The organism is Streptomyces sp. NPDC017943, assembly GCF_044328425.1.
GTDB lineage: Bacteria > Actinomycetota > Actinomycetes > Streptomycetales > Streptomycetaceae > Streptomyces > Streptomyces djakartensis_A.
On the sequence record NZ_JBIRHH010000003.1, the window covers coordinates 664751 to 688856 of the forward strand.

The 24106-nt window shown below is 72.5% G+C and carries 23 protein-coding genes; 10 read left to right on the plus strand and 13 right to left on the minus strand.

Annotated features, from left to right (window positions below; genetic code table 11):
• Window positions 1–51: 51 nt before the first annotated feature.
• Window positions 52–474, minus strand: a complete 423-nt coding sequence (locus ACH4C6_RS12450; protein ID WP_398108522.1) for a secondary thiamine-phosphate synthase enzyme YjbQ — start codon at window positions 472–474, stop codon at window positions 52–54.
• Between the two features lie 87 nt (window positions 475–561).
• On the opposite strand from ACH4C6_RS12450, the gene ACH4C6_RS12455 reads away from it, so the two are divergent.
• Window positions 562–1638, plus strand: a complete 1077-nt coding sequence (locus tag ACH4C6_RS12455; protein WP_398108523.1) for an NAD(P)-binding domain-containing protein — start codon at window positions 562–564, stop codon at window positions 1636–1638.
• Window positions 1639–1654: 16 nt separating this feature from the next.
• Here the strand turns inward: ACH4C6_RS12455 and mltG are convergent, their stop codons facing one another.
• Together mltG and ACH4C6_RS12465 are read right to left on the minus strand one after the other, a co-directional pair.
• Window positions 1655–2500, minus strand: coding sequence for an endolytic transglycosylase MltG (gene mltG, locus ACH4C6_RS12460; protein WP_398108524.1), 846 nt, complete (start codon window positions 2498–2500; stop codon window positions 1655–1657).
• 43 nt (window positions 2501–2543) lie between these two features.
• Window positions 2544–4346 carry an ABC transporter ATP-binding protein gene (locus ACH4C6_RS12465; RefSeq protein WP_398108525.1) on the minus strand — a complete coding sequence of 601 codons (1803 nt, stop codon included), beginning with the start codon at window positions 4344–4346 and terminating at the stop codon, window positions 2544–2546.
• A 106-nt stretch (window positions 4347–4452) separates the two neighbouring features.
• Here ACH4C6_RS12465 and ACH4C6_RS12470 point away from each other — a divergent pair, with 106 nt between their 5' ends.
• A complete protein-coding gene (locus tag ACH4C6_RS12470) occupies window positions 4453–4902 on the plus strand; it encodes a MarR family winged helix-turn-helix transcriptional regulator (protein ID WP_398108526.1) in 450 nt (149 codons plus the stop codon).
• Window positions 4903–5125: 223 nt separating this feature from the next.
• Here ACH4C6_RS12470 and ACH4C6_RS12475 read toward each other — a convergent pair whose 3' ends face one another.
• Together ACH4C6_RS12475 and ACH4C6_RS12480 are read right to left on the minus strand one after the other, a co-directional pair.
• Complete coding sequence (locus ACH4C6_RS12475) at window positions 5126–5422, minus strand: hypothetical protein (protein ID WP_398108527.1); 297 nt, start codon at window positions 5420–5422, stop codon at window positions 5126–5128.
• A 149-nt stretch (window positions 5423–5571) separates the two neighbouring features.
• On the minus strand, window positions 5572–6300 hold the full coding sequence (locus ACH4C6_RS12480; protein ID WP_398108721.1) for a L,D-transpeptidase family protein: 729 nt from the start codon (window positions 6298–6300) through the stop codon (window positions 5572–5574).
• A 253-nt stretch (window positions 6301–6553) separates the two neighbouring features.
• Here ACH4C6_RS12480 and ACH4C6_RS12485 point away from each other — a divergent pair, with 253 nt between their 5' ends.
• The 4 genes from ACH4C6_RS12485 (at window position 6554) to ACH4C6_RS12500 (ending at window position 11218) form a co-directional block, all read left to right on the plus strand.
• Window positions 6554–8428: an ABC transporter transmembrane domain-containing protein gene (locus tag ACH4C6_RS12485; RefSeq protein WP_398108528.1), complete on the plus strand. Its 1875-nt coding sequence runs from the start codon at window positions 6554–6556 to the stop codon at window positions 8426–8428.
• Window positions 8425–10206 (plus strand): ABC transporter ATP-binding protein, encoded by a 1782-nt coding sequence (locus ACH4C6_RS12490; RefSeq protein ID WP_398108529.1) that lies wholly within the window; start codon window positions 8425–8427, stop codon window positions 10204–10206. The genes ACH4C6_RS12485 and ACH4C6_RS12490 overlap by 4 nt, the downstream gene beginning before the upstream one ends.
• A 231-nt stretch (window positions 10207–10437) precedes the next feature.
• On the plus strand, window positions 10438–10905 hold the full coding sequence (locus tag ACH4C6_RS12495) for a DUF5709 domain-containing protein (RefSeq protein ID WP_398108530.1): 468 nt from the start codon (window positions 10438–10440) through the stop codon (window positions 10903–10905).
• Window positions 10906–10969: 64 nt separating this feature from the next.
• A complete protein-coding gene (locus tag ACH4C6_RS12500) occupies window positions 10970–11218 on the plus strand; it encodes a type B 50S ribosomal protein L31 (RefSeq protein WP_369198500.1) in 249 nt (82 codons plus the stop codon).
• Window positions 11219–11302: 84 nt separating this feature from the next.
• Here the strand turns inward: ACH4C6_RS12500 and ACH4C6_RS12505 are convergent, their stop codons facing one another.
• Window positions 11303–12097: a metal-dependent hydrolase gene (locus tag ACH4C6_RS12505; protein ID WP_398108531.1), complete on the minus strand. Its 795-nt coding sequence runs from the start codon at window positions 12095–12097 to the stop codon at window positions 11303–11305.
• A 145-nt stretch (window positions 12098–12242) separates the two neighbouring features.
• Between ACH4C6_RS12505 and ACH4C6_RS12510 the strand changes: the two genes are divergently transcribed.
• The 3 genes from ACH4C6_RS12510 to ACH4C6_RS12520 all read left to right on the plus strand — a co-directional run bounded on the left by ACH4C6_RS12510 (window position 12243) and on the right by ACH4C6_RS12520 (window position 16698).
• Window positions 12243–14756, plus strand: a complete 2514-nt coding sequence (locus tag ACH4C6_RS12510) for a DEAD/DEAH box helicase (protein ID WP_398108532.1) — start codon at window positions 12243–12245, stop codon at window positions 14754–14756.
• A 39-nt stretch (window positions 14757–14795) separates the two neighbouring features.
• Complete coding sequence (locus ACH4C6_RS12515) at window positions 14796–15668, plus strand: acyl-CoA thioesterase (protein WP_398108533.1); 873 nt, start codon at window positions 14796–14798, stop codon at window positions 15666–15668.
• A 127-nt stretch (window positions 15669–15795) separates the two neighbouring features.
• Window positions 15796–16698, plus strand: coding sequence for a DMT family transporter (locus tag ACH4C6_RS12520; protein WP_398108722.1), 903 nt, complete (start codon window positions 15796–15798; stop codon window positions 16696–16698).
• Between the two features lie 8 nt (window positions 16699–16706).
• Here the strand turns inward: ACH4C6_RS12520 and ACH4C6_RS12525 are convergent, their stop codons facing one another.
• Together ACH4C6_RS12525 and ACH4C6_RS12530 are read right to left on the minus strand one after the other, a co-directional pair.
• Window positions 16707–17702, minus strand: coding sequence for a DUF6397 family protein (locus tag ACH4C6_RS12525; RefSeq protein WP_398108534.1), 996 nt, complete (start codon window positions 17700–17702; stop codon window positions 16707–16709).
• Between the two features lie 126 nt (window positions 17703–17828).
• Window positions 17829–18242 carry a roadblock/LC7 domain-containing protein gene (locus ACH4C6_RS12530; protein WP_398108535.1) on the minus strand — a complete coding sequence of 138 codons (414 nt, stop codon included), beginning with the start codon at window positions 18240–18242 and terminating at the stop codon, window positions 17829–17831.
• 104 nt (window positions 18243–18346) lie between these two features.
• On the opposite strand from ACH4C6_RS12530, the gene ACH4C6_RS12535 reads away from it, so the two are divergent.
• The gene (locus ACH4C6_RS12535) at window positions 18347–18775 is read left to right on the plus strand and encodes a PPOX class F420-dependent oxidoreductase (RefSeq protein ID WP_398108536.1); all 429 of its coding nucleotides are present in this window, start codon (window positions 18347–18349) and stop codon (window positions 18773–18775) included.
• 42 nt (window positions 18776–18817) lie between these two features.
• Here the strand turns inward: ACH4C6_RS12535 and ACH4C6_RS12540 are convergent, their stop codons facing one another.
• From ACH4C6_RS12540 to ACH4C6_RS12560, 5 genes are all read right to left on the minus strand, one after another.
• Window positions 18818–19423 (minus strand): GTP-binding protein, encoded by a 606-nt coding sequence (locus ACH4C6_RS12540; protein ID WP_398108537.1) that lies wholly within the window; start codon window positions 19421–19423, stop codon window positions 18818–18820.
• 110 nt (window positions 19424–19533) lie between these two features.
• Entirely contained in the window at window positions 19534–19944 is a 411-nt protein-coding gene (locus tag ACH4C6_RS12545; RefSeq protein ID WP_398108538.1) for a DUF742 domain-containing protein, read from the minus strand.
• 22 nt (window positions 19945–19966) lie between these two features.
• Window positions 19967–20404, minus strand: coding sequence for a roadblock/LC7 domain-containing protein (locus ACH4C6_RS12550; protein WP_369198509.1), 438 nt, complete (start codon window positions 20402–20404; stop codon window positions 19967–19969).
• A complete protein-coding gene (locus ACH4C6_RS12555) occupies window positions 20401–23115 on the minus strand; it encodes a nitrate- and nitrite sensing domain-containing protein (protein WP_398108539.1) in 2715 nt (904 codons plus the stop codon). Before ACH4C6_RS12555 ends, ACH4C6_RS12550 begins: the two co-directional genes overlap by 4 nt.
• Before the next feature lie 83 nt (window positions 23116–23198).
• Window positions 23199–23972, minus strand: a complete 774-nt coding sequence (locus ACH4C6_RS12560; RefSeq protein WP_398108540.1) for an MHYT domain-containing protein — start codon at window positions 23970–23972, stop codon at window positions 23199–23201.
• Between the last annotated feature and the right edge of the window lie 134 nt (window positions 23973–24106).

Sequence of the window (24106 nt, forward strand, 5' to 3'; positions counted from 1 at the left end):
GCCGGTACGGGATGGGCGTTCGGTTCGCCCGGGGGCGAGGACGCGGCGGGGTCAGCCCAGGAAGCTCAGCCGCACCGTGCGGTCCGGGTTGTCCTTGTTGGTGTCCACCAGACACACCGACTGCCAGGTGCCCAGCTGCAGCCGGCCGTCGACGACCGGCAGGGTCGCGTGCGGCGGGACGAGGGCGGGCAGGACGTGGTCCCGGCCGTGGCCCGGGCTGCCGTGCCGGTGCTGCCAGCGGTCGTCGGCGGGCAGCAGGGTGTGCAGCGCGGACAGCAGGTCGTCGTCGCTGCCGGCACCGGTCTCGAGGACGGCGATCCCGGCGGTGGCGTGCGGCACGAAGACGTTGAGCAGGCCGTCGCGGCCGGCGGCGGCCTCGCGCAGGAAGGACTCGCACTCGCCGGTGATGTCGAGGACCCTCTCCGCGGATCCGGTGCTGACGTTCAGGACTCGAGTGGTGAAGGCATCAGACATGCCCTCCATCCTGGCCCATGCGTCCGCCGCCTCCGGGGCGCCCCGCCCGTCGGGAAGATCCACGCCCCCGGGACCGTTGGTAGAAATGTGAACAACCCGCGTGAGGTCGAGACCGTTGTCATCGGCGCCGGCCAGGCCGGTCTGGCGGCCGCCTACCACCTGCGGCGCTCCGGCTTCGAGCCGGACCGCGACTTCGTGGTGCTCGACCACTCCCCCGGCCCCGGGGGCGCCTGGCAGTTCCGCTGGCCGTCGCTCACGTACGGCAGGGTGCACGGGATGCACGCGCTGCCGGGCATGGAGCTCACGGACGCGGACCCGGGGCGGCCGTCCGCCGAGGTGATCAGCGAGTACTTCGACCGGTACGAGCGGGCCTTCGACCTGCGGGTCAGGCGCCCCGTCGGGGTGCGGGCCGTGCGCGAGGGCACGGGCGGCCGGCTGCTGGTGGAGACCTCGGACGGCGCCTGGTCGACGCGGACGCTGGTCAACGCCACCGGCACCTGGGACCGGCCGTTCTGGCCGCGCTACCCCGGCCAGGAGACCTTCCGCGGGCGGCAGCTGCACACCGCGCAGTACCCCGGGCCCGAGCAGTTCACCGGGCAGCGGGTCGTCGTGGTGGGCGGCGGAGCCTCGGGCACCCAGCACCTGCTGGAGATCGCCGGGTACGCGGCGTCCACCACCTGGGTGACCCGCCGCCCGCCCGTGTTCCGCGAGGGTCCGTTCGACGAGGGCGCCGGCCGGGCCGCGGTCGCGCTCGTCGAGGAGCGGGTCCGGCAGGGACTGCCGCCCCGCAGCGTCGTCTCGGTCACCGGGCTGCCGCTGAACGACGCGATCCGGCAGGGCATCGAGGACGGGGTGCTGGACCGGCAGCCGATGTTCGACCACATCACCCCGGCAGGCGTGGAGTGGAAGGACGGCCGGCACGTCGACGCCGACGTCATCCTCTGGGCCACCGGTTTCCGCGCCGCGATCGACCACCTCGCCCCGCTGCGGCTGCGCGGCCCCGGCGGCGGCATCCGCATGGAGGGCACGCGCACGGCCGCGGACCCGCGGGTCCACCTGGTCGGCTACGGTCCCTCGGCCAGCACGATCGGAGCCAACCGCGCGGGCCGTGCGGCGATCCGCGACATCAGGCGGTTGCTGAGCCGGGAGCCCGCCGCGGCGTAGCCCGTCCGCCCTCGCCTCATCCGGCCGCCCGTGCCCCGGCGCTCTTCTGGTGGGCGTTGAACTCCGCGACGTTGCGCTGGTGTTCCTGGTAGTCGGCGGTGAAGCGGGTGTCGCCCGGGCGGACCGTGACGAAGTACAGCCAGTCGCCGGGGGGCGGGTTGACGGCCGCGCGCATCGCTTCCTCGCCGGGGTTGTCGATGGGCGTCGGCGGCAGCCCCATGCGCTGGTACGAGTTGTAGGGGCTGTCCATCCGGGTGTCGCGCAGCGTCGTACGGAGGGTGGAGCGGCCGAGGGCGTAGTTGAGGGTGGAGTCCATCTGCAGCGGCATGCCGCGCTCCAGGCGGTTGAAGACGACCCGGGCGACCTTCCCCATGTCCGCCTTGGTGGCCGCCTCCGCCTGGACGATGCTGGCGATGGTGACGGCCTGGTAGACGTTCATGGCGTTGCGCTGCGCCCCCGCGGCGATGGGCGCGCCGTTGAACTTCTCGTTGGCGGTGTCGACCATCAGCGTCAGCAGCTTCTCGGGCGTCGTCTTCCCGCCCAGCGGGTAGGTCGCCGGGAAGAGGTAGCCCTCGGGGTTGCCGTCGGCGTCGTTCGGCAGTTTCAGCGCGGCCTTGGCGACGACCTTCTTCGTGCTGCCCGCGGGCAGTTCGAGGGCCTTGTCGACGGCCGTGTAGACCTGCGTCGCGCGCCAGCCCTCCGGGACGACCAGGGCCGTGGGCCGGGGGTCCTCCTCGGGAGTCAGCGTCAGCAGCGGCACCGCCACGGCGGTACCGACCACGACGGCTCCGGTCGCGACGAGGGCGATGCGGCCCCGGCGCGTCAGTCGAATCGTGCTCCGTGGCGGAGTGTTCTTCTGCATGCGGGCACGGTAACCCGCATACCGTCACAAACCCGGCATATTTTCATTTTGTCGGTTGCAGTTGGGCGTCCCGGCGTACCAGCGCGGCGTACCGGCCGTCCTGTTCCAGCAGTTGTTCGTGGGTGCCGCGCTCGACCGCACGTCCCGCGTCGAGGACGACGATCTGGTCGGCGCCCCGCACGGTGGAGAGCCGGTGGGCGATGGTCAGCGTGGTGCGGTTCGCCGTCAGGGCGTCGATCGCGTCCTGGACGGCCGCCTCGGTCCGGGTGTCCAGCGCGCTGGTCGCCTCGTCGAGGATGAGGACCGGCGGGTCGCGCAGGATGGTGCGGGCGATGGCCAGGCGCTGCTTCTCGCCGCCGGAGAAGCGGTGCCCGCGCTCGCCGACGACGGTGTCGTAGCCGTCGGGCAGGGAGGCGATGTGGTCGTGGATCTGGGCCGCCTCCGCCGCCCGCCGGAGTTCCTCGTCGGTCGCGTCCGGCTTGGCGAAGCGCAGGTTGTCGGCGACCGAGGCGTGGAAGAGGTACGTCTCCTGCGAGACGACGCCGACCGCCCGGGCCAGGGTGTCGAAGTCGAGGTCGCGCACGTCGACCCCGTCGAGGGTGACGCGCCCGCCGGTCACGTCGTACAGGCGGGGCACCAGGTAGCCGAGCGTCGACTTGCCGGCCCCGGTCGGGCCGACCAGGGCCAGACTGCTCCCCGCCGGCACGGTGAGGTCGATGCCGTCCAGGATCGGGCCGCCCTTGTCGCCGTAGCCGAAGGAGACGCCCTCGAAGCGGATCTCGCCCTTGACGCGGTCGAGACGGACCGGATCGGGGCGCTCGGTGATGTCGACCGGCAGGTCGAGGTACTCGAAGATGCGCTGGAAGAGGGCGAGCGAGGTCTGGATCTGCACGCCGGTCGACAGCAGGCTCACGGCCGGGCGGAACAGGCCCTGCTGGAGCGAGACGAATGCCACGATCGTGCCGATGGACACCTTGGGACCGCCCATCTGGAGGGCCATGCCGGCGGTCCAGTAGATGACGGCGGGCAGGGCAGCCATGACGATGGTGATGACGGCCATGCGCCACCGGCCGGCCATGCTGGAGCGCACCTCCAGGTCGACGAGTTCCTCGGACTCCTCGGCGAAGGACTTCGTGAGGGAGTCGGAGCGGCCCATCGTCCGCCCGAGCAGGATGCCGCTGACCGAGAGCGACTCGGTGACGGTGGCAGCCATGGCGGCCATCTGCTTCTGGCGCCGGGTGGTGATCTTCCGGCGTTCGTCGCCGACCCGGCGGCTGATCCACACGAAGACCGGCAGCAGCACCAGCGAGACGATCGTCAGCCGCCAGTCCAGGGCGATCATCGCGACGATGGTGGCGACCACGCTGGTCAGGTTGGAGACCAGGGAGGTCGCCGTGGAGGTGACGGTGGCCTGCATGCCGCCGATGTCGTTGGCGATGCGGGACTGCACCTCGCCCGTGCGGGTGCGCGTGAAGAACGCCAAGGACATCCGCTGGAGCCGGCCGTACACGGCGGTGCGCAGGTCGTGCATGACGCGCTGTCCGACGGTCGTGGAGATCAGGGTCTGCAGGACCCCGAAGACGCTGGTGAGGACGGCGCCGAGGATCATCCCGAGGGCGAGCAGGCTGAGCAGGCCGGTGCGCCCCTGGGGGATCGCGACGTCCAGGATCTCCTTCAGCAGGAAGGGCGTGGCGACCGAGACGAGCGACGCGGCGCCGACCAGCAGGCCGACGACGGCGAGGCGGCCCCGGTAGGGGCGGAACAGGGCGAGGATGCGGCGGACCTGCCGGGGCTGCTCCTGCATGCCGTCGGGCGGGGTCCAGGCGATGGCGTGGTCGGGACGCATGGGCTCCTTCGCGGGTGTGTCGCCGGGGCGTGGCGGGTGGCGGGTCGGATCGTAGTTCATTGTTACCTAGACTCACAATGAACGTCATCCTGATATTGTTCCCCGCATGACCATGCCCGACCCCGACGGACCGCTCGCCGAGCAGTTGCTGCGGCTCACCCGCCGGGTGCACCGCATCCAGAAGCGCCATCTGCAGCAGCGCGAGCTGGGCGTCACACCCGCCCAGTCACGTCTGCTGCGCACGCTCGCGCACTGGGGTTCGCCGCCGCGCATGGCCGATCTCGCGGAGCGGCTCGAAGTGGTGCCGCGCGCCGTGACGACCCTGGTGGACGGGCTGGAGGCGAGCGGGCTGGTGCGACGCGTGCCCGATCCCGCGAACCGGCGCGTGATCCGCATCGAGCTCACGGACGAGGGCCGGTCCACGCTGCGCGAGCTGCACGCCGTGCGCAGGTCGGCGGCGGAGGAGATCCTCGCTCCGCTGACGGGGGATCAGCGCGAGACGCTGGGCGCGCTGCTGGACACGCTGATCGACGGGGCACCGGCGGAGCGCTGCTGACGGGGGCGGGACGCTGCTGACGGGCGTCGACCGCTGCTGGCGGGCGCTGGGCGCGGACGCGACACGGTGCGGGTGCAGGGGAGCACGGTGGTTCACGGTGGTTGCCGTGCACCCCGGCACCGTTCAGGTCAGCACCGGCGGCGGTCCCGCGTGAGCATCCATCCACCTCGCGGCACTCCACATCGCTGGAATCCTCATCTGGTCCACGAGGTGACTCAGCGCCTCAGGCAACCGCTCGAACAACCGCCGAGGTCAGGGTGATAGCGGCCGTTGCACCCAAGAGCAGAGCGGTGATCGCCCCCGTTCGGCCGACGCCCTGCTCGAACGGGACACTCGGCACCACCTTGTGCAGCACAGGCGCAACTACCGCCAAGAGACCGAAGCCGACGCCAAGACGCCAGTACGTCCCGCCTGAGCACGAATCATGGAAGCGACCTCCGCAACCACTCGGTTCCACGGTGAAGCCCGTCACGACGAGGAACAACGCGCTGGCGTACACCGCGCCGAACAGCATCGTCACGGCAAAGTCGATACGCCTCGCTCTCGCAGAGCTGATGCCGTCACCTGCCACGTCGCCCCCCCAAGCGCGCTGAACCAAGAGCGCGGAGTCTACTGGGTCGATGCGGCGCCCCGTCAGCGACGGAAGGTCGTCAGATCCCAAGGAACGCCCTAGGCCGCCAGGTCGGCCCTGTCGCCCATCACCACCACAGGATGCTGTCGCGGGTCGAGCGTGCGCAGCAGGTACTTCATCGCCGACTCGGACACGCTGACGCAGGCCGACGTGCCGCTGCCGTGGTCCATGTGCAGCCAGATCCCGCCCCCCTTCTCCTGACCTTCCGGCCGGGTCGGGTCGTTGGGCGGGGTGCCCTTGACGCGGTTGTAGTCGATGGCGATGACGTAGTCGAAGTCGTGCCAGTGCGACTTGGCCCACCAGCGCGGGGCGGCGAAGGCGGCGGAGCGTGTGTACGGGAGCCCGGAGCCCGGGTCCGGCAGCACGCCGCCTGCGTCGCTGAGGGTGAACACGCCCACGGGGCTGCGGTCGTCGTCCTCGTGGTGGTCGGTGGTCCAGCCCTTCTTGCCGTTGTGCCCGGCCCAGTCGCGCTCCCGCTGCCAGGCCGAGCCGTGCTTGGTGTACAGGACGACCTTGGAGTCGGCGGAGTTCTTGCCGTCGCCGTAGACCGCGACGACCTGGCGGGATCCGGACGGGATCTGCCTCTGGAGCCGGTCGCCGACACCGGGGATGCGGGTCGGATCGGCCGTGGTCGCGTGGGGGCGTGTCGCCGGGCGCCCGGTGTCCGTCCGGCCGTCCTTCGCGCCGCCGCACGCGGACAGAGCCGTCACGAGGGAGGCGACGACCGCCGTCGCGGCCACCGCTCGTCGTACGCCACCACTGTGCATCGCTCCGTTGTTCATCGCCCCATGGTCGCACCCGCGCTCCGGCGAGGACGGGCCGAGGTCGCACGGGCGGCCGGTTGCGTGCGGTGGACGGAAAACCGTTTGCCTCCGACCGCGTCGCACCGCGAACCTGTCACGGTTTGCTGCCTTCGGTCCGCACCCTCTCGTCCCCTCCCCTCGCCCTCCTCTCCCCCTCGCTCTCGCCCTCGCACCTCGTCCTCACCCCTTTCCGCCTGACACGAGCCACTGGGACGTCATGAAGATCCAAGACCTTCCGTACCCCGACCCGGGCGTGCCGGACGCGCGTTCGGGTTCCCGCTTCCTGTGGTGGCTGTTCCGCAACCAGCTCGGCGGGCAGACGAAGGCACTGGCCTGGGGCCTGCTGCACTTCGGCTGCGTCGCCGCGCTGCCGTTCTGCGTGGGCGTCGCCGTGCAGGCCGTCGTCGACCGGTCCGGGTCGCAACTCGCCCTGGCGGGCGGTCTGCTGGCGCTGGCCTGCGCCGGAAGCGCGGTCGGCGACACCTTCCTGCACCGCGCGGCCGTCACCAACTGGATCACCGCGGCTGCCCGGGTCCAGCAGCTCCTCGCCCGCAAGGCCGCACGGCTGGGCTCGGCGCTGACCCGGCGGGTGGCGGCCGGCGAGGTCGTGGCGGTCTCCACGGGGGACGTGGAGAAGATCGGCTGGTTCGTCGAGGCGCTGTCCCGGTTCACCGCGGCCGTGGTCACCGTCGTGCTGGTCTGCGCAGCGCTACTGGTGCACCAGCCCGCGCTCGGCGTGGTCGTCGCCCTGGGGCTGCCCGTGGTGGCCCTCGCCGTGCTCCCGCTCCTTCCGCGCGCCACCCGGCGGGCCGACGTGCAGCGCGAGAAGGCGGGCCGCGCCACCGAGCTCGCCTCCGACACCGTCGCCGGTCTGCGCGTCCTGCGCGGCATCGGCGGCGAGGAGCTGTTCCTCGACCGCTACCGCGACGCCTCCCAGGAGGTCCGGCACGCGGCCGTGCGCAGCGCCCGTATGTGGTCCCTGATCGCCGCGATCCAGGTGCTGCTGCCCGGGCTGCTGCTCGTCGGCCTCGTCTGGTACGGCGTGGACCTGGCACGCCAGGGCCGGATCACGGTCGGCGAACTGGTCACCGTCTACAGCTCGGTGATGATCCTCAGCTACCCGCTGCGCCACTTCGAGGAGATCGCCATGGCGTACTCCTTCTCCCGCCCCTCCGCACGACGGGCCGCGGGCGTGCTGGCGCTGGAACGGGCCACGGACAGCACGGGCACACGGGCGGCCGGTTCCCGCTCGGCGGACCTGCATTCCCTCTCGGGGGACCTGCATTCTGTCTCGGGGGACCTGTACGACCCGCAGACCGGGCTGCTCGCCCCCGCCGGGCGTCTCACGGCGGTGGTGTGCGGTGACCCGGACGCGGCGGGCCGGCTGGCGGAACGCCTGGGCGGGCACCCGTCGCAGCAAGGCACCTCCGCGCTGCTCGGCGGCGTCCCGCTCGACGAACTCCCGCTGGACGACGCCCGGTCGGCGGTCCTCGTCCAGGACAAGGACCCGGTGCTGCTGTCGGGCACACTGCGGGAGCTGCTCGACGTACCCGCCTCGGGCAAGGTCGAGCTCCAGCGGGCCCTGACGGCCGCGCAGTGCGACGACGTGCTGGCGGCGCTGGCACAGGGCTCGCTGGAGGCCGCCGATCCCATGGACGCGCGGATCACCGAGCGCGGCCGGTCCCTGTCCGGCGGTCAGCGGCAGCGGCTCGCCCTAGCCCGCTCACTGGTCACCGACCCGCAGGTCCTCGTGCTCGACGAACCGACCTCGGCGGTCGACTCGCACACCGAGGCCCGGATCGCCGCGGGCCTGCGGGACGTGCGCGCCGGGCGTACGACCGTGGTGTTCACCTCCTCCCCGCTGCTGCTGGACCGGGCGGACGGGGTGGTGTTCCTGCACGGCGGCGAGGTGGTGGCGGCCGGGACGCACCGCGAGCTGCTCCGGGGCGAGCCCCGCTACCGGTCGGTGGTCACCCGCGAGACGGACGACGAGGCCGCGCGGGACACGACGGCCCCTTCGGCCGTGCTGCGGGCGGAACTCACCGGGGCGGACATGCTGCGGAAACTGGAAGAGATCGAGGAGAAGGCATGATCGGCGTCGCACCACCGGCCTACGACCCGGCGGCCCCGACGACGGCGAGCACCCTGCCGGTCGGTGCCCCCGCGACCGTCCGCGCCTACGTCACCGAGCTGCTGCGCCGGCACCGGCGCGCGTTCGCGGCCCTGGTCGCCGTGAACACCGTGGCCGTCATCGCCTCCATGGCCGGACCGTGGCTGCTGGGCGGGCTCGTGGAGCGGGTCTCCGACGGGACCCGGGAACTGCGCCTGGAACTCACCGCGGGCCTTTTCCTGGGCGCGCTGCTCGTGCAGGCCCTGTTCGTCCGCCAGGTGCGGCTGCGCGGCGCGATGCTGGGCGAGCGGATGCTGGCCGACCTGCGGGAGGACTTCCTCGTCCGGTCGGTCGGGCTGCCGCCCGGTGTGCTGGAACGGGCCGGCACCGGCGACCTGCTGTCGCGGATCACCACCGACATCGACCGGCTCGGCAACGCCATGCGCGAGGCCGTGCCGCAGCTGTCGATCGGTGTGGTGTGGGTGGTCCTGCTGATGGGTGGGCTGGTCGTCACCGCGCCGCCGCTGGCCCTCGCCGTCCTGGTCGCCCTGCCGCTGCTGGTCGCCGGCTGCCGCTGGTACTTCCGCCGGGCGCCCGCGGCGTACCGTTCGGAGGCCGCCGGGTACGCCGCCGTGGCCGCCGCCTTGGCCGAGACCGTCGACGCCGGGCGCACGGTCGAGGCACACCGCCTCGGCGACCGCCGCATCGCCCTGTCGGAGCGCCGCATCCAGGAGTGGACCGCCTGGGAGCGGTACACGCTGTGGCTGCGCTCGGTGCTCTTCCCCGTCATCAACGTCACCCACTTCACCGTCCTGGGCGCGGTGCTCATGATCGGGGGCGTGTTCGCCCTGCAGGGGTGGATCGACGTCGGCCAGCTCACCACCGGCGCGCTCATCGCCCAGATGCTCGTCGACCCGGTCGGGCTGATCCTGCGCTGGTACGACGAGCTCCAGGTCGCCCAGGTCTCCCTGGCCCGGCTGGTGGGCGTGCGGGACATCGAGCCCGACCAAGGCGATCGCACCGTGGCGCCGGAGGGACGGCACGTGCACGCCGACCGGGTGCACTTCGGGTACCTGGAGGGCGTGGACGTCCTGCGCGAGGTGTCATTGCAGGTCGCCCCCGGCACGCGGCTGGCCCTGGTCGGTCCCTCGGGCGCGGGCAAGTCCACGCTGGGGCGGCTGCTCGCCGGCATCTACGCGCCCCGGGACGGCCGGATCACCCTGGGCGAGGCCGAACTGTCCCGGATGCCCGCCGAACGCGTCCGCGAGCACGTGGCGCTGGTCAACCAGGAGCACCACGTCTTCGTGGGCTCCCTGCGCGACAACCTCCGGCTGGCCAGGTCCGGAGCCGTCGACGCCGAGCTGTGGGCCGCGCTGGGGGCCGTCGACGCGGACGGCTGGGCCCGGGCCCTGGAGGACGGCCTGGACACCGAGGTCGGCTCGGGCGGCCTGGGCCTCACGCCCGCCCAGGCCCAGCAGATCGCGCTGGCCCGCCTGGTGCTGGCCGACCCGCACACCCTGGTCCTCGACGAGGCGACGTCCCTGCTCGACCCGCGTGCCGCCCGCCACCTGGAACGTTCCCTGGCCCGGGTCCTCGACGGCCGCACGGTCGTCGCCATCGCCCACCGGCTGCACACCGCGCACGACGCGGACGTCATCGCCGTGGTCGAGAACGGGCGGATCAGCGAACTGGGCAGCCATGACGAACTGGTCGCGGCGGACGGCGCGTACGCGTCGCTGTGGCGGTCCTGGCACGGCTGAGGGGCGACGGGGCGCAGCCGCCGCCGACGCCTGGCGTTGCGGGGTCCCGCGGCTCGGTGGAACTCTGGAAACAGGCACCGGCTCGGGGAACGCCCGAGGGGCCGCGACAGCAGCGGCACCCCGGCGGGCCCGGATCCCGCCGGGGGCGCCGGCACCTGCCCCGTCCGGTGCGGCGGCGGCCCGGCGCGGGCCCTGGTGCGAGCGGGCCCGTCCCACCCCCTGGAGGTACCCGTGAGCAGCTCCGACGGCTGGGGAGACGACGTCTACCAGCCGGAACAGAACGAGCAGAGAGAGGACACGGGGGTGCTCGACTCCGAGGACACCCTGGACTACGACGGAGTCGACGATCCTCTCGACCGGGGCTGGTCCCCTCCGGAGCGGCCCTGGGCCGTCGAGCACCTGGGCGTCACGGCGGCCGAACGGCTGCGCGGGGAGACACTCGACCAGCGGCTCGCGGAGGAGCTGCCGGACGGCGCGGCCGACGACGGCGACGGGATCGGGGACTGCGCGGGCACCGACGGGGAACTGCTGGACAACGAGGTCGGCGCGGCCCGCTCCGGCCGGCTGGTCGCCCCCGACGAGGGCGCCCACGAGGAGGAGGCCGCGCTGGTCGCCCTGGACGTGGGCATCGACGGTGCCGCGGCGTCGGCCGAGGAGGCCGCGGTGCACATCGTCGACGAGGACACCCTGCCCGGCTGATCCAGGGCTCCGCCCCGCCGCCCGCCCCGAGCTCTCCGTCACCTCAGTCGCCCGAGGAGCATCCATGCAGCAGGACAAGCACCCCGACTACCACCCCGTCGTCTTCCGCGACCGCGCCGCCGGGTACGCGTTCCTCACCCGGTCCACCGCCACCAGCGACCAGACCATCGAGTGGGACGACGGTGAGACCTACCCGGTGGTGGACGTGGAGATCTCCTCGGAGAGCCACCCCTTCTACACGGGCAAGGCCCGCACGGTGGACACGGAGGGCCGCGTCGCCGCGTTCGAGCGGCGCTACGGCGGCAGCGGCTGAGCTCCCGCGGCCGGCCACCGCCGGTCGGGCCGCACGGGCCACCCGCTGCCCGCACGCCCGCACGCCCGCACGCCCGCGAGGCGGTCAGATCACGTTGAGCGCCGCCGCGCAGCCCACCCCGCCGAGCAGCATGAACACCGGCATCAGTACCTTCAGCTCCACCCAGCTGCCCGCCCGGAAGCGCATGAACTTCGGCGGACCGACCGGGTACCAGCGCTTGCGGCCGACGGGGATGGGCCACAGGATCGGGCAGCCGGAGACGGTGAGGGCGTCGCCGATGTCGTGCACGATCGCGCCGAGCACGACCGGCAGCCCCAGCCACAGGTACTCCTGGCCCGGTGCGGTGAACAGCCAGTCCGCGCCGTTGCCCGGCTGGTCCAGCACGCCCGCGAGGATCCACGCGGTGGTCGCGGCCAGGAGCCACACCAGGACCTCGCTGCTGGAGCCCCGGGTGGCACGCCACAGCAGGCCCTCGATGGCCAGCACCATGTGCACGAAGAGGATCGCCAGGACGCCCCAGCGGTCGCCGGTGAGGGCCACCACCGACGTGCCCGCCCCGATCAGCACCGCCCACAGCCAGGTGTGGGTGAGCGTGCGGTGCCCGCCGGAGCGGCGCGGGTCGCCCTGCTTCTTCGTCGCCTTGTAGACGGCGTAGGACAGCTTGTCGACGATCTCGCACAGCCAGCGCGACACCGGCCCGAAGGACCGGGAGATCGTGGCCGCCTTGTGGTCGAGGTCCGGGGCGAGGGCGGCACCGGCGCAGATCAGCGCGCCGACCAGGAGGACCGGCCAGGGCATCGTGTGCCCGGCGGCGGCCGAGGCCGCACCTACGCCGAGCCAGGCGGCGGCGCCCGACAGTGAGTGTGCTGGTCCCATCATGGCCGTTGCCCGCCCCATTCCTCATGTGCCGCTGTCCAGTTGACCGGGAGCGCCGACGCGCGGTCGGCGCCCCAGCGTAGCGTTCGTGATCTTCGGGACCGCAGCCGATTCCCGCATCGGGCACCGGGCCAGGCAAGATGGGGGCGTGACCCTCATCGATCAGCTGCCGCGGACCGCCGACCCCGACGCCCTGTACGAAGCCTTCGAGTCGTGGGCCGGCGAGCGGGGGCTCACGCTCTACCCCCACCAGGAGGAGGCGCTGATCGAGGTGGTCTCCGGCGCGAACGTGATCGTGTCGACGCCCACCGGGTCCGGCAAGAGCATGATCGCGGCGGGCGCGCACTTCGCGGCCCTCGCGCGCGACGAGGTCACCTTCTACACCGCCCCGATCAAGGCGCTGGTGTCGGAGAAGTTCTTCGAACTGTGCAAGATCTTCGGCACCGAGAACGTCGGCATGCTCACCGGCGACGCCTCGGTCAACGCCGACGCCCCCGTCATCTGCTGCACCGCCGAGGTCCTCGCGTCGATCGCGCTGCGCGACGGCAAGGACGCGGACGTCGGCCAGGTCGTGATGGACGAGTTCCACTTCTACGCGGAGGGCGACCGCGGCTGGGCCTGGCAGATCCCGATCCTGGAGCTGCCGCAGGCGCAGTTCGTGCTGATGTCGGCGACGCTCGGTGACGTGTCCTTCTTCGAGAAGGACCTCACCCGCCGCACCGGCCGCCCCACAGCGGTGGTCCGTTCGGCCACCCGCCCGGTGCCCCTGTCCTACGAGTACCGCTACACCCCTCTCACCGAGACGCTCACCGACCTGCTCCAGGCGCGGCAGGCGCCCGTCTACATCGTGCACTTCACCCAGGCCCAGGCGGTGGAGCGGGCGCAGGCGCTGATGAGCATCAACATGTGCTCGAAGGAGGAGAAGGAGCAGATCGCCGACCTGATCGGCAACTTCCGCTTCACCACCAAGTTCGGCCGCAACCTCTCCCGTTACGTCCGGCACGGCATCGGTGTGCACCACGCCGGCATGCTGCCCAAGTACCGCCGCCTGGTGGAGAAGCTCGCGCAGGCCGGCCTGCTGAAGGTCATCTGCGGCACCGACACCCTCGGCGTCGGCGTCAACGTGCCCATCCGCACGGTGCTGTTCACGGCCCTCACCAAGTACGACGGCACGCGTGTCCGCACCCTGCGCGCCCGGGAGTTCCACCAGATCGCGGGCCGCGCCGGGCGGGCCGGTTTCGACACCGAGGGCTTTGTCGTCGCCCAGGCGCCCGAGCACGTCGTGGAGAACGAGAAGGCCCTCGCCAAGGCCGGCGACGACCCGAAGAAGCGCCGCAAGGTCGTCCGGAAGAAGGCCCCCGAGGGGTTCGTCGCCTGGTCCGAGCAGACCTTCGAGAAGCTCATCGCCTCCGAGCCGGAGCCGCTGACCTCGCGGTTCCGCGTGACGCACACCATGCTGCTGTCGGTCATCGCCCGGCCCGGCAACGCCTTCGAGGCCATGCGCCACCTCCTGGAGGACAACCACGAGCCGCGCAAGCAGCAACTGCGGCACATCCGCCGGGCGATCGCCATCTACCGCTCGCTGCTCGACGGCGGCATCGTCGAGAAGCTCGACCAGCCGGACGCCGAGGGCCGCATCGTCCGCCTCACGGTCGACCTCCAGCAGGACTTCGCCCTCAACCAGCCGCTGTCCACCTTCGCCCTGGCCGCCTTCGAACTGCTCGACCCCGAGTCGCCGTCGTACGCGCTGGACATGGTGTCCGTCGTGGAGTCGACCCTGGACGACCCGCGGCAGATTCTCGCCGCGCAGCAGAACAAGGCGCGCGGCGAGGCCGTGGCCCAGATGAAGGCGGACGGTGTCGAGTACGAGGAGCGCATGGAGCGGCTCCAGGACATCACCTACCCCAAGCCCCTGGAGGAACTGCTCTTCCACGCGTACAACACGTACCGCAAGAGCCACCCCTGGGTCGGCGACCACCCGCTGTCGCCGAAGTCGGTCATCCGGGACATGTACGAACGCGCCCTGTCCTTCACCGAGTTGGTCTCCCACTACGAGCTGGCCCGCACCGAGGGCATCGTGCTGCGCTACCTCGCCAGCGCCTACAAGGCCCTCGACCACACCGTCCCCGACGATCTGAAGTCCGAGGATCTGCAGGACCTGATCGAGTGGCTGGGCGAGATGGTGCGCCAGGTCGACTCCAGCCTGCTCGACGAGTGGGAGCAGCTCGCCAACCCGGAGGAGATGACCGCCGAGGAGGCCCAGGAGAAGGCCGACGAGGTCAAGCCCGTCACCGCCAACGCGCGGGCCTTCCGGGTCCTGGTCCGCAACGCCATGTTCCGCCGGGTCGAACTGGCCGCCCTCGACCAGGTCGGCGAGCTGGGCGAGATGGACGCCGAGTCCGGCTGGGACGCCGAGACGTGGGGCGAGGCCATGGACGCGTACTGGGACGAGTACGACGACCTCGGCACCGGTCCCGACGCCCGCGGGCCGAAGCTGCTCATCATCGAGGAGGAGCCGGAGAACGCCCTGTGGCGGGTCCGGCAGATCTTCCACGACCCGAACGGCGACCACGACTGGGGCATCAGCGCCGAGATCGACCTCACCGCTTCGGACGCCGAGGGCCGCGCGGTCGTCCGCGTCACCGATGTCGGCCAGCTCTGACCGGCCCGGCAGCAGCAGCGAACACAGGAGAACCGTCCCATGACGACGAACCCCGCCGAGAGTCTCGTCGACCTGCTCGACCTGGAGCAGATCGAGGTCGACATCTTCCGCGGCCGCAGCCCCGACGAGTCCTTGCAGCGGGTCTTCGGCGGGCAGGTGGCGGGCCAGGCGCTGGTCGCCGCCGGCCGCACCACGGAGGGCGACCGGCCCGTGCACTCGCTGCACGCCTACTTCCTGCGGCCGGGCCGGCCGGGCGTGCCGATCGTCTACCAGGTGGAGCACGTGCGCGACGGGCGCTCCTTCACCACCCGGCGGGTCACCGCCGTGCAGCAGGGCCGAACGATCTTCAATCTCACCGCGTCCTTCCACAAGCCGGAGGAGGGCAGCTTCGAGCACCAGCTGCCGCCGGCCCGCAAGGTCCCCGACCCGGAGTCCCTGCCGACGGTCACGGAGGAGATCCGCGAGCATTTGGGCGCCCTGCCCGAGCAGCTGGAGCGGATGGCCCGCCGCCAGCCCTTCGACATCCGCTATGTGGACCGGCTGCGCTGGACCGCCGAGGAGGTCCGGGACGCCGAGCCGCGCAGCGCCGTGTGGATGCGCGCCGTCGGGCCGCTCGGCGACGACCCCCTCGTGCACACCTGCGCCCTCACCTACGCCAGCGACATGACCCTCCTGGACGCCGTGCGCATCCCCGTCGAGCCTCTGTGGGGGCCGCGTGGCTTCGACATGGCGTCGCTGGACCACGCCATGTGGTTCCACCGTCCGTTCCGGGCGGACGACTGGCTGCTCTACGACCAGGAGTCGCCCATCGCGGTCGGCGGCCGTGGCCTGGCCCGGGGCCGGATCTACGACCTGGAGGGGCGGCTGGTCGTCTCCGTCGTCCAGGAGGGCCTCTTCCGCAAGCTGGGCTGAGCCGGCCTTCACCGGTACGGGCCCAAGGGGGTGGGCCCCGGATCGCGCCCGGGGCCCGCCCCGGTGACCATGGCAGAGAAAGGGCCAGCCGGCGTCACGCGCCCGCCGCCACCGGGAGGTGACCACGCTGCACACCGTGCTCCCCGTTCTGTTCGCCGTCTGCGCGGCCCTCAGCAATGCCGTCGCGACCGTGCTGCAGCGCAAGGCGGCGCTCACCGTGCCGCGTGCGCAGGGCTTCCGGGCCGGACTGATGCTCGACCTGCTGCGGCGGCCGGTCTGGCTGGCCGGCATCGTCGCGGTGATCGGCGCCGCCGTCTGCCAGGCGCTGGCCCTGGCGACGGGACCGCTGACGATCGTGCAGCCGCTGTTCGTCCTGGAACTTCCGCTCACTCTGGTCGTCGCCTCTCTGCTGATGCACCGGCATCTGCCCGGTGCGGGCTGGGTGGCCGTCGCGATGGTGGTGGCCGGGCTCGCCGTGGCCCTGGCCGCGGCCTCTCCGTCCGGAGACCGCACCCATGTACCGCTGGACCGCTGGATTCCCGCGCTGGCCGTGTGCGCGGGGGTGGTCGTGGTGCTTTCCCTCGCCGCTCTCAAGCGCCCCGAGGGCCGTGCCCGTGCCGCATGTCTGGGGGCGGGCACGGCGATCAGTTACGCGGTGACCGCCGCGCTGATGAAGGCGGCCACCCACATCCTCGACGAGCACGGACTCGTGGCCTTCCTCACCACGTGGCAGACCTATGCCTTCGCCCTGACCGGCGTGTGCGCGCTGTTCCTGCTGGAGAACGCCATGCAGGCCGGCCCCCTGGTCGCCTCCCAGCCGGCGCTCACTCTCGGCGACGCGCTGGTGAGTCTCGCCCTCGGCATCCTTCTGTACGAGGAGACGGTCCGGTCGGGGTGGTGGCTGGTGCCCCAGTTGTTCGGGGTCGCACTGATCGCCGCCGGGGTCCTGGCGCTGTCCCGCATTCCGTTCACGCAGTCGCTGGTCGCCCCGGACGAAGGCGCGGAGCAGGAGCCGGTGGCGGCACCCTGACGACGGCGCTACCGGCGGCCTCTGCGGCGGAGGCGGCTCAGCAGGCCACCCGGGCGGGCTCCGGTGTTGGACCCGGTGCGGGACTCGGAGCGGGACCCGGGGCGGGTGGGGAGGGAGGGGCCGGGGTGGGTGGCGCCCCGGGACGGCGCGTGGGAGCCGGGTGCCCGGCGTGTGACGGCCGAGGCGGGCCGCGGCAGGGGCGCCGGCGTGTGCCGCGCGGCGGGAGAGGGAGCCGCGGGGCGTTCACGTGCCGTCTCCAGCGTGTGCGCCAGGTCGGCTCGGAACCAGGCGACTTCGTCCGGTTCGCTCGCGGTCATGAGCGCCGCGGCCAGCTCGGCGGCGGGCGATCCCGGGGCGCCGTGCGAGGGAAGGCGGGGGCGGTACCGGTCCAGTCGTGCGCGCTCCCCGGGGTCCGGCACGACCTCCGCGACGTCGGCCGGATCGAGGAGGGAGGCGACAGCCGCGGCTCGCGCCCAGGGGTCGTCCCCGGCCTGCCGGGTCAGGAACCCGATGTGACGTCCGCGCCAGTTGCGGGGCCGCCGGTCCGTTCCCGCCTTCTGCGCTTCCCGCATCTCGGGTGGTGTCCGCCGTCCGGTCAGCAATTGGGCGTTGCCCGCTTCGGCCGCGAACCGGCCCAGTTCCTCGGCCAGGTAGAGCCAGACGACGGTGCGGTAGCGGTTCAGGTAGAAGCGGACCGGCACCAGCAGGCCGAAACGCGCCAGCGCCGTGAACCTCGTCGGAGCCACTCCCATGAGCTCGGCGCCCTCATGGGTGCCCACCGTGGCGACGCGCCGGCGCAGGTCGTCCGAGGAGCCCTCCTCGGCACGCAGCCGGTCGATCTCCGCCCGGGCCACGCGTCGTCCTGGGCCACCCTCGTCGGGCACGGTACGGATCAGGCCCAGGTTCACCGCCAGATCGAACTCGCCGCGTTTGAGGTCGAGTTCGCGGGCGGCCCGGCTGGGGGCGCAGGATGCGCCGTCGGTGGTGGTGCTGATGCGTGACATGGTCGGTCTCCCCCGTGGAGTGGCGGCTGACGCCGGACGCGATCGCCGTGCAACAGACCGTATCCGTTTCACCACCGAGCGTGCCCGGCCTGTGGACAACTCCACGGGGAGCGACAGAACCGCAGGTCAGAGATCTCTTGTCGGCTTCTGCTCGGGCTGGCGCGCGTCCACGTCGAGATGCTCGCCGACCCGGTTGACCAGAAGCGTCATCTCGTAGGCGATCTGGCCTATGTCGGCTTCGGCGCCGCTCAGGACGCACAGGCAGCTGCCCGTGCCCGCCGCTGTGACGAAGAGCACCGCGTCGTCGAACTCGATCATCGTCTGGCGTACGCCGCCCGCTCCGAAGTGCCTTCCTGATCCCTTGGCCAGGCTGTGCAGTCCGGACGACACGGCGGCGAGGTGCTCGGCGTCCTCGCGGCGCAGTCCGGTGCTCGACCCGGTCACCAGGCCGTCGTTGGACAGGACCAGTGCGTGCCGCACGTCGTGGACGCGTTCGGTCAGATCGTCGAGCAGCCAGCCCAGCCCCTGGTTCTGCGGCATCTTCCGTTCTCCCCGTTTTCTCCCCGTACGATTCCCCTCCTTTTCGGAGGATCTCCATGCCAGCCTTCCCCACGACCGGGGCAGGGGCAAGGAGGATGGACGCCATGGCAGAGAAGATGACCGATGCGCAATGGCGGGAGTTCGTGTCCCACGGCACCCGCACCGGAAAGCTCTCGACCGTCCGGGCCGACGGTAGTCCGCACGTGGCGCCGATCTGGTTCGTGATGGACGGGGACGAGCTGGTGTTCAACACCGGCAAGAAGACCGTGAAAGGGCGCAACATCATCCGGGACGGCCGGGTCGCCCTGTGCGTCGACGACGACCGGCCGCCGTACGCGTTCGTCGTGGTGCAGGGCCGTGCCCGCGTCTCGGAGGACCTCGACGAGGTGCGGCACTGGGCCACCCGGATCGCGGCTCGCTACATGGGCGCCGACCGCGCCGAGGAGTTCGGTGCCCGCAACGGTGTCCCGGGCGAACTCCTCGTGCGCGTGACCGTCGACAAGGTCCTGGCCGAGGCGGACGTCGCCGACTGAACGCGCGACGGCGTCCAGCCGGCGGAGCCGGCGAGCGGCGGCTCAGCTCACGGAGTCGAGCAGCCGGGCGGTGTGCATGCGCCCGGCGTACTCGACGAGCCGGATCAGCACCTCCTTGCCCGAGTCGCGTTCACGCGCGTCGCACAGCACCACCGGGGTGCCGCGGTCGAGATCGAGGGCGCGCGAGACGTCCGGGGCGCCGTGCATACGGGCACCCGCGAAGCAGTTGACGGCCACCACGAACGGGATGCGACGATGCTCGAAGTAGTCGACGGCGGGGAAGCAGTCCTCCAGACGACGGGTGTCGGCGAGGACCACGGCACCGAGCGCCCCCTGGGCCAGCTCGTCCCACAGGAACCAGAACCGGTCCTGGCCGGGGGTGCCGAACAGGTACAGCGAGAGCCCGGACCTGATGGTGATCCGCCCGAAGTCCATGGCGACGGTCGTGGTCGTCTTGTGGTCCACTCCCTCGGTGTCGTCCACCGAACGGCCGGCTTCACTGAGCAGTTCCTCGGTGCGCAGGGGGCGGATCTCGCTGACGGCACCCACCAGGGTCGTCTTGCCCACGCCGAACCCGCCGGCGACCAGAATCTTCAACGCCAGTGCGGTGGTGTCGCCGCCCGCGGCGTCGGAGTGCTCGGAGACCATTGATCACTTCTCTCGGGAGTGCCGGCAGGGTTGACGTGGTGCAGGTGGGGTGGAGGACCGGCGGGGCGAGCGACGGTCATCGCCCGGTGGCTGTGTGTGGTGGCCGCCGGTCACAGGGCTTTGAGCCCTTCGATCACCTCGCGGAGGATGCGTTCATCGGGCAGTTGCGCGGGGGGAACCGGGCGGCTGACGGTGACGCAGCCGAGTTCCAGGAGGTCGCCGAGGAGAACCCGGATCACGCCCACCGGCAGGTCCGTGCCGGCGGCGAGTTCGGCGACCGACTGGGTCTCGGTGCGGCACAGGCCGAGGATGTTGCGGTGTTCCGGGCCGAGCGGGGCGTCGTCCGTGCCCTGCGCGGCCGGATCCAGGGTGACCAGCGCGATCAGGTCGAACCGGACGCCCTCGGGGCCCGGCCGGGTCCGGCCGCCCGTCAGCGCGTAGGGGCGGACGAGCGGACCGGCCTCGACGTCGTACCACTGGCTGCCCTGGTCGAGCGGGGCGCCGGTCATGTCCTCGGTCATCTGCGCGGGCCGTTCTGCCCGTTCATCCGGCGGCCGGTGGCTGGGTGCCGACGCGGGGCGCGGTGCCGAGATGCTCGCCGACGCGCTTGACCAGGCGTGCCATCTCGTAGGCGACCAGGCCGATGTCGGCGGTGACGGCGGTGAGCAGGGCGAGGCAGGATCCGTCGCCCGCGGCGGCCACGAACAGGAAGCCCTCGTCCATCTCGACCATGGTCTGGCGCACGCCGCCGGCCCCGAAGTGCCGTCCCGCTCCCTTGGCCAGGCTGTGGAAGCCGGAGGCGACCGCGGCGAGGTGTTCGGCGTCCTCGCGCCGCAGGTCGCTGGAGGCGCCCACCGCGAGGCCGTCGTTGGACAGCACCACGGCGTGCCGGATCTCGCTCACGCGGAGCGTCAGATCGTCCAGCAGCCAGTCGAGTTCGCCGGAGCGCCGGGCGGTGTGCGTGCTCGGGTCCTGGATCATGCGGGGTCTCCTTCGCTGCTTTCGTGGCCCGCCGCCGGGTGGGGCGCCGGTCCGCGCCCGGGTCGCCTGCCTCCGCCGCGCGCCCAGCCGTCGCGGTAGGCGGCCATGCGGTCCCGTACGAGTTCGGGTGTGCGCGTGTCGTCCCGCGGGGCGGGCGTCGCGTGCGGTTCGTCGGGGCGTCCTTCGCGCAGTTGGGGGGCGAGGCTGGCCTGGCGTACCCGCCGCGGAAGATCGTCGGAGTGGTCGGGCTGCTCCGGGGGTCGGTGCAGTCGCAAGGTGGCGACTCCTGGTGGTGGGGTGCGGCTTGTGGACTCGCCGTGCCCCGGGGCCTCGGTGCGGCTCGTCGGGGCGGCGCGGCTCACCGTCCCGGTCCGGCCGTCGGGCTCGGCACGGCTCTCCGTCCCGGTGCGGCCGTCCGGCTCGGTGTGGCTCTCCGGGACGGTGTGCCCTGGCGTCCCGGGGTGGTCCGAGGCGGTGAGGTGGTGGGTGTCCTCTGTGTGGCTCGCCGTCCCGGTGGCGGCGGGTACCGGGGCCATGAGGGCGCGCCGGTCGGCCTGGGCGGGGACGGGGTCGTGGAGGCGGCTGCCGTCGGGCACGCGCGCGTGGGCCGCTTCGCCGTACGGACTGGTGCGGGTCGTCACGGCAGGGGAGCGTTCGGCCGTGTCCGCGTGCAGCAGTGCGGTGGGCAGCAGGACGACGGCGGTGGTGCCGCCGTACGGCGAGGTCCTCAGGTGGACCTTGACCTCGTGGCGGGCGGCGAGCCTGCTGACGACGAACAGCCCGAGCCGGTCGCTGTCGAACAGGTCGAGCGCCTCGGACTGCGCGATACGGCGGTTGGCCTCGGCGAGGGTCTCCTTGCCCATGCCGAGGCCGCGGTCCTCGACCTCCACGGCGTAGCCGTTGCCCACGGGTTCGCCGGTGACGCGCACGCGCGTGTGGGGCGGTGAGAACTGGGCCGCGTTCTCGATGAGTTCGGCGAGCAGGTGGGTGAGGTCGGCGACGGCCGCGCCGGCCACGGACGCCTCGGGGAGCTGCCGTACCTCCACGCGCGCGTAGTCCTCCACCTCGGAGACCGCGGCGCGGACGACATCGGTGAGCGAGACGGGCGTGCGCCAGGCCCGTCCGGGCGCGGCTCCGGAGAGGATGATCAGGCTCTCGGCGTGGCGCCGCATGCGGGTGGTGAGGTGGTCGAGCCGGAAGAGATCGCCCAGTTCGTTCGGGTCGTCGGAGCGGCGTTCCATGCTGTCCAGCAGGCTGAGTTGCCGGTGGACGAGGATCTGGCTGCGGCGGGCGAGGTTGACGAAGACGCCGGAGATGCCGCTGGCGAGTTCCGCGCGTTCCACCGCGGCTCGCAGGGCGGCGCGGTGGACCGTGCCGAGGGCCCCGGCCACCTGGCCGGTCTCGTCCTCTGCCGGCGGGGTCGACGGCACCTCGGCGTCGATGTCGATGTCCTCTCCGGCGCGCAGTTTCCGCATGGCGTCGGGGAGTTTGCGCCGGGCGATCTCCAGCGCGGTGTTGCGCAGGCTCACGAGTTCCACCACCAGGCCGCGTCCGATGCGCACGGAGATGACGAGCGAGGCGGCGACGGCAGCGAGACCGAACAGGACGGCGGCACCGGCCGGCGTGAGCAGGCCCCGGCTGAAGGGGTCGGCCCGCTCCGCCACGCTGCGCGCCGCGTCGCCCTCGATGGTGCGCATTCCGTTCTGCACGCGCGCGTGGGCGGTGGTCCAGGTGTCCGCGGGGACCGCGTCCACCGCGCGGGCGCCGGATCCGGCGGAGAGCACCTTGTCCTCGACGGCGCCCAGACTGTCGTGGGCGCCGTCGCTCTCCAGACTGCCCCAGGCGGCTCGTTCGGTGCCGCGCAGGTCCGCCACGGCCGAATCGGTGAGCGTGCGGCGCACCTGGACCGCGCCGGCGAACAACCGGAGCCGTTCCCCGTCGAGCGCACCGCTCAGGCGGGCGCTCGCCAGCACCGCGTCCTCCTGCGCCAGCGCCTCGCCCGCCCGTGAGAACTCCAGCAGCACGCGTGCGTCGGAGCCGAGGGCGGCGTCCTGGATGCCGGTGAGGGAGCCGACCGCCCCGAAGGCCGCGGCGATGGTGCTCGTGTACCTCTCGTACGCGTCTTCCCAGCCGACGCGCCGGTCGAGCACCGCCGTGCGCAGTGGCTCCAGTTGTTCGGCGCCGGTGACGAACTCCCGGAGGCGGGGGGCGACGGCGGCGGGCAGTTCCTCGCTGTCGGCGACGGTGCTGCTCCGGCCGAGCCGGAGTCTCGCGACGGCCGCGTCGGTGCGGCGGGCCAGTTCGTCCAGTTCGTCGGCGCGTACGGCCGACGGGTCGGTGGCGCGGCGGACCGCCGCCGCGCGTTCGGCCTGGAGCGCGGCGACCGCGGTCGACACGGGGACGCGGACGGCGGCGTCCACGCGCTGCACCTGCCGCAGTCGTGAGACGTCCTGGGCGGTGGTGACGGTCGCGTACGCCCACAGGGCCAGCAGGGACACGACGGGCACCATCAGCAGGCAGACGATCTTGGCCCGCACGGTCCGCGGACGCACCCGCCAGCGCTCGGCCCGCGCGGGTATGCCGTCCGCGCCTTCGCCCTCGGGTGTCTCGGGTCCCTCCTCGGCCGGTGGCCCGGCGTGTGCGCGACGGCCGCGCACGGGCGGGGGCGGCGTCTGGGCGCCGGCTGTGGGCGTCCTCCGGGGTGTGCGCATGGACTCCTCGCTCGGGAGTGGTCGGGGGTGCCGCCGGGGCCGCGGCGGGGCGGAGTGCGGCAGCCGGGCCGCACGGGGAGTCGCTAGGAGGGGGCGGTGCCGACCGTCCGCTGGGCCGACGCGGTGGCCTCGCGTTCCCCGACGGCCGGTGACAGCGCCACGAAGGCGGAGGTCAGGAAGAGGTAGGACCCCAGGCCGACCGCGAGGGGGAAGATGAACTGCATCGCCGTGGCGCCGGGCAGGATGTCGGCCGACGGCGTCACCCGCACCGCCACCGCGAACATGCCGGTGTAGTGCATGCTGCTGACGGCGGCACCCATGATCAGGGAGGCCACGGTGACCGCGACGGGTGACTTGATGTTGAGCGCCGCCCACAGCGCCGCCGTGGCGGCGACGACGGCGATGAGGACCGACAGCCCGACGAGCAGCGGGTCGTACGTCACGTCACCGTGCAGCCGTACGGCCGCCATGCCCAGGTAGTGCATGCTGGCGACGCCGACGCCGGTGGTGAGTCCACCGAGGACGAGGGCGCGGCCGCGGTCGCGGCTGTAGCCGACCGCGAAGACGCCGGCGCAGACGACGACCATGGCGACCATCAGGCTCAGCAGGGTGAGCGGCACGTCGTAGCGGATGTCGGTGCCGGCGACGCTGAATCCGAGCATGGCCACGAAGTGCATGGTCCAGATGCCGGTGCCGATCGCCGAGGCGGCGGTGAGGAGCCAGTTGCGGCGCGAGCGTCCGGTGGTGGCGAGCGCGCGGACGGTGCAGCGCAGCCCCAGCGCGGCGCCGGTGCAGGCCATCACGTACGACAGCACGGGGGTCAGCCACCCCAGGGCGGCGTGGTCCAGGTGTCCCATGGCCCCGGGACGCTAGACCCGGGCATGCCGCGTGAAGGGGGCGCATTTCGAAAGTAGTTGCAATGTGGCGCAAGGATGCTGCGGAACGATCGGGTCGCGCTCGAACGTGTGCACCGAGGCGTCATCCGTGCCGG

Bases quoted from the DNA above. Each gene is read 5' to 3' on its own strand.
- ACH4C6_RS12450 (WP_398108522.1), bottom strand. From the start codon at position 474: ATGTCTGATGCCTTCACCACTCGAGTCCTGAACGTCAGCACCGGATCC.
- mltG (WP_398108524.1), bottom strand. From the start codon at position 2,500: ATGCAGAAGAACACTCCGCCACGGAGCACGATTCGACTGACGCGCCGG.
- ACH4C6_RS12465 (WP_398108525.1), bottom strand. From the start codon at position 4,346: ATGCGTCCCGACCACGCCATCGCCTGGACCCCGCCCGACGGCATGCAG.
- ACH4C6_RS12470 (WP_398108526.1), top strand. From the start codon at position 4,453: ATGACCATGCCCGACCCCGACGGACCGCTCGCCGAGCAGTTGCTGCGG.
- ACH4C6_RS12480 (WP_398108721.1), bottom strand. From the start codon at position 6,300: ATGCACAGTGGTGGCGTACGACGAGCGGTGGCCGCGACGGCGGTCGTC.
- ACH4C6_RS12485 (WP_398108528.1), top strand. From the start codon at position 6,554: ATGAAGATCCAAGACCTTCCGTACCCCGACCCGGGCGTGCCGGACGCG.
- ACH4C6_RS12490 (WP_398108529.1), top strand. From the start codon at position 8,425: ATGATCGGCGTCGCACCACCGGCCTACGACCCGGCGGCCCCGACGACG.
- ACH4C6_RS12500 (WP_369198500.1), top strand. From the start codon at position 10,970: ATGCAGCAGGACAAGCACCCCGACTACCACCCCGTCGTCTTCCGCGAC.
- ACH4C6_RS12505 (WP_398108531.1), bottom strand. From the start codon at position 12,097: ATGATGGGACCAGCACACTCACTGTCGGGCGCCGCCGCCTGGCTCGGC.
- ACH4C6_RS12515 (WP_398108533.1), top strand. From the start codon at position 14,796: ATGACGACGAACCCCGCCGAGAGTCTCGTCGACCTGCTCGACCTGGAG.
- ACH4C6_RS12525 (WP_398108534.1), bottom strand. From the start codon at position 17,702: ATGTCACGCATCAGCACCACCACCGACGGCGCATCCTGCGCCCCCAGC.
- ACH4C6_RS12530 (WP_398108535.1), bottom strand. From the start codon at position 18,242: ATGCCGCAGAACCAGGGGCTGGGCTGGCTGCTCGACGATCTGACCGAA.
- ACH4C6_RS12535 (WP_398108536.1), top strand. From the start codon at position 18,347: ATGGCAGAGAAGATGACCGATGCGCAATGGCGGGAGTTCGTGTCCCAC.
- ACH4C6_RS12540 (WP_398108537.1), bottom strand. From the start codon at position 19,423: ATGGTCTCCGAGCACTCCGACGCCGCGGGCGGCGACACCACCGCACTG.
- ACH4C6_RS12545 (WP_398108538.1), bottom strand. From the start codon at position 19,944: ATGACCGAGGACATGACCGGCGCCCCGCTCGACCAGGGCAGCCAGTGG.
- ACH4C6_RS12550 (WP_369198509.1), bottom strand. From the start codon at position 20,404: ATGATCCAGGACCCGAGCACGCACACCGCCCGGCGCTCCGGCGAACTC.
- ACH4C6_RS12555 (WP_398108539.1), bottom strand. From the start codon at position 23,115: ATGCGCACACCCCGGAGGACGCCCACAGCCGGCGCCCAGACGCCGCCC.
- ACH4C6_RS12560 (WP_398108540.1), bottom strand. From the start codon at position 23,972: ATGGGACACCTGGACCACGCCGCCCTGGGGTGGCTGACCCCCGTGCTG.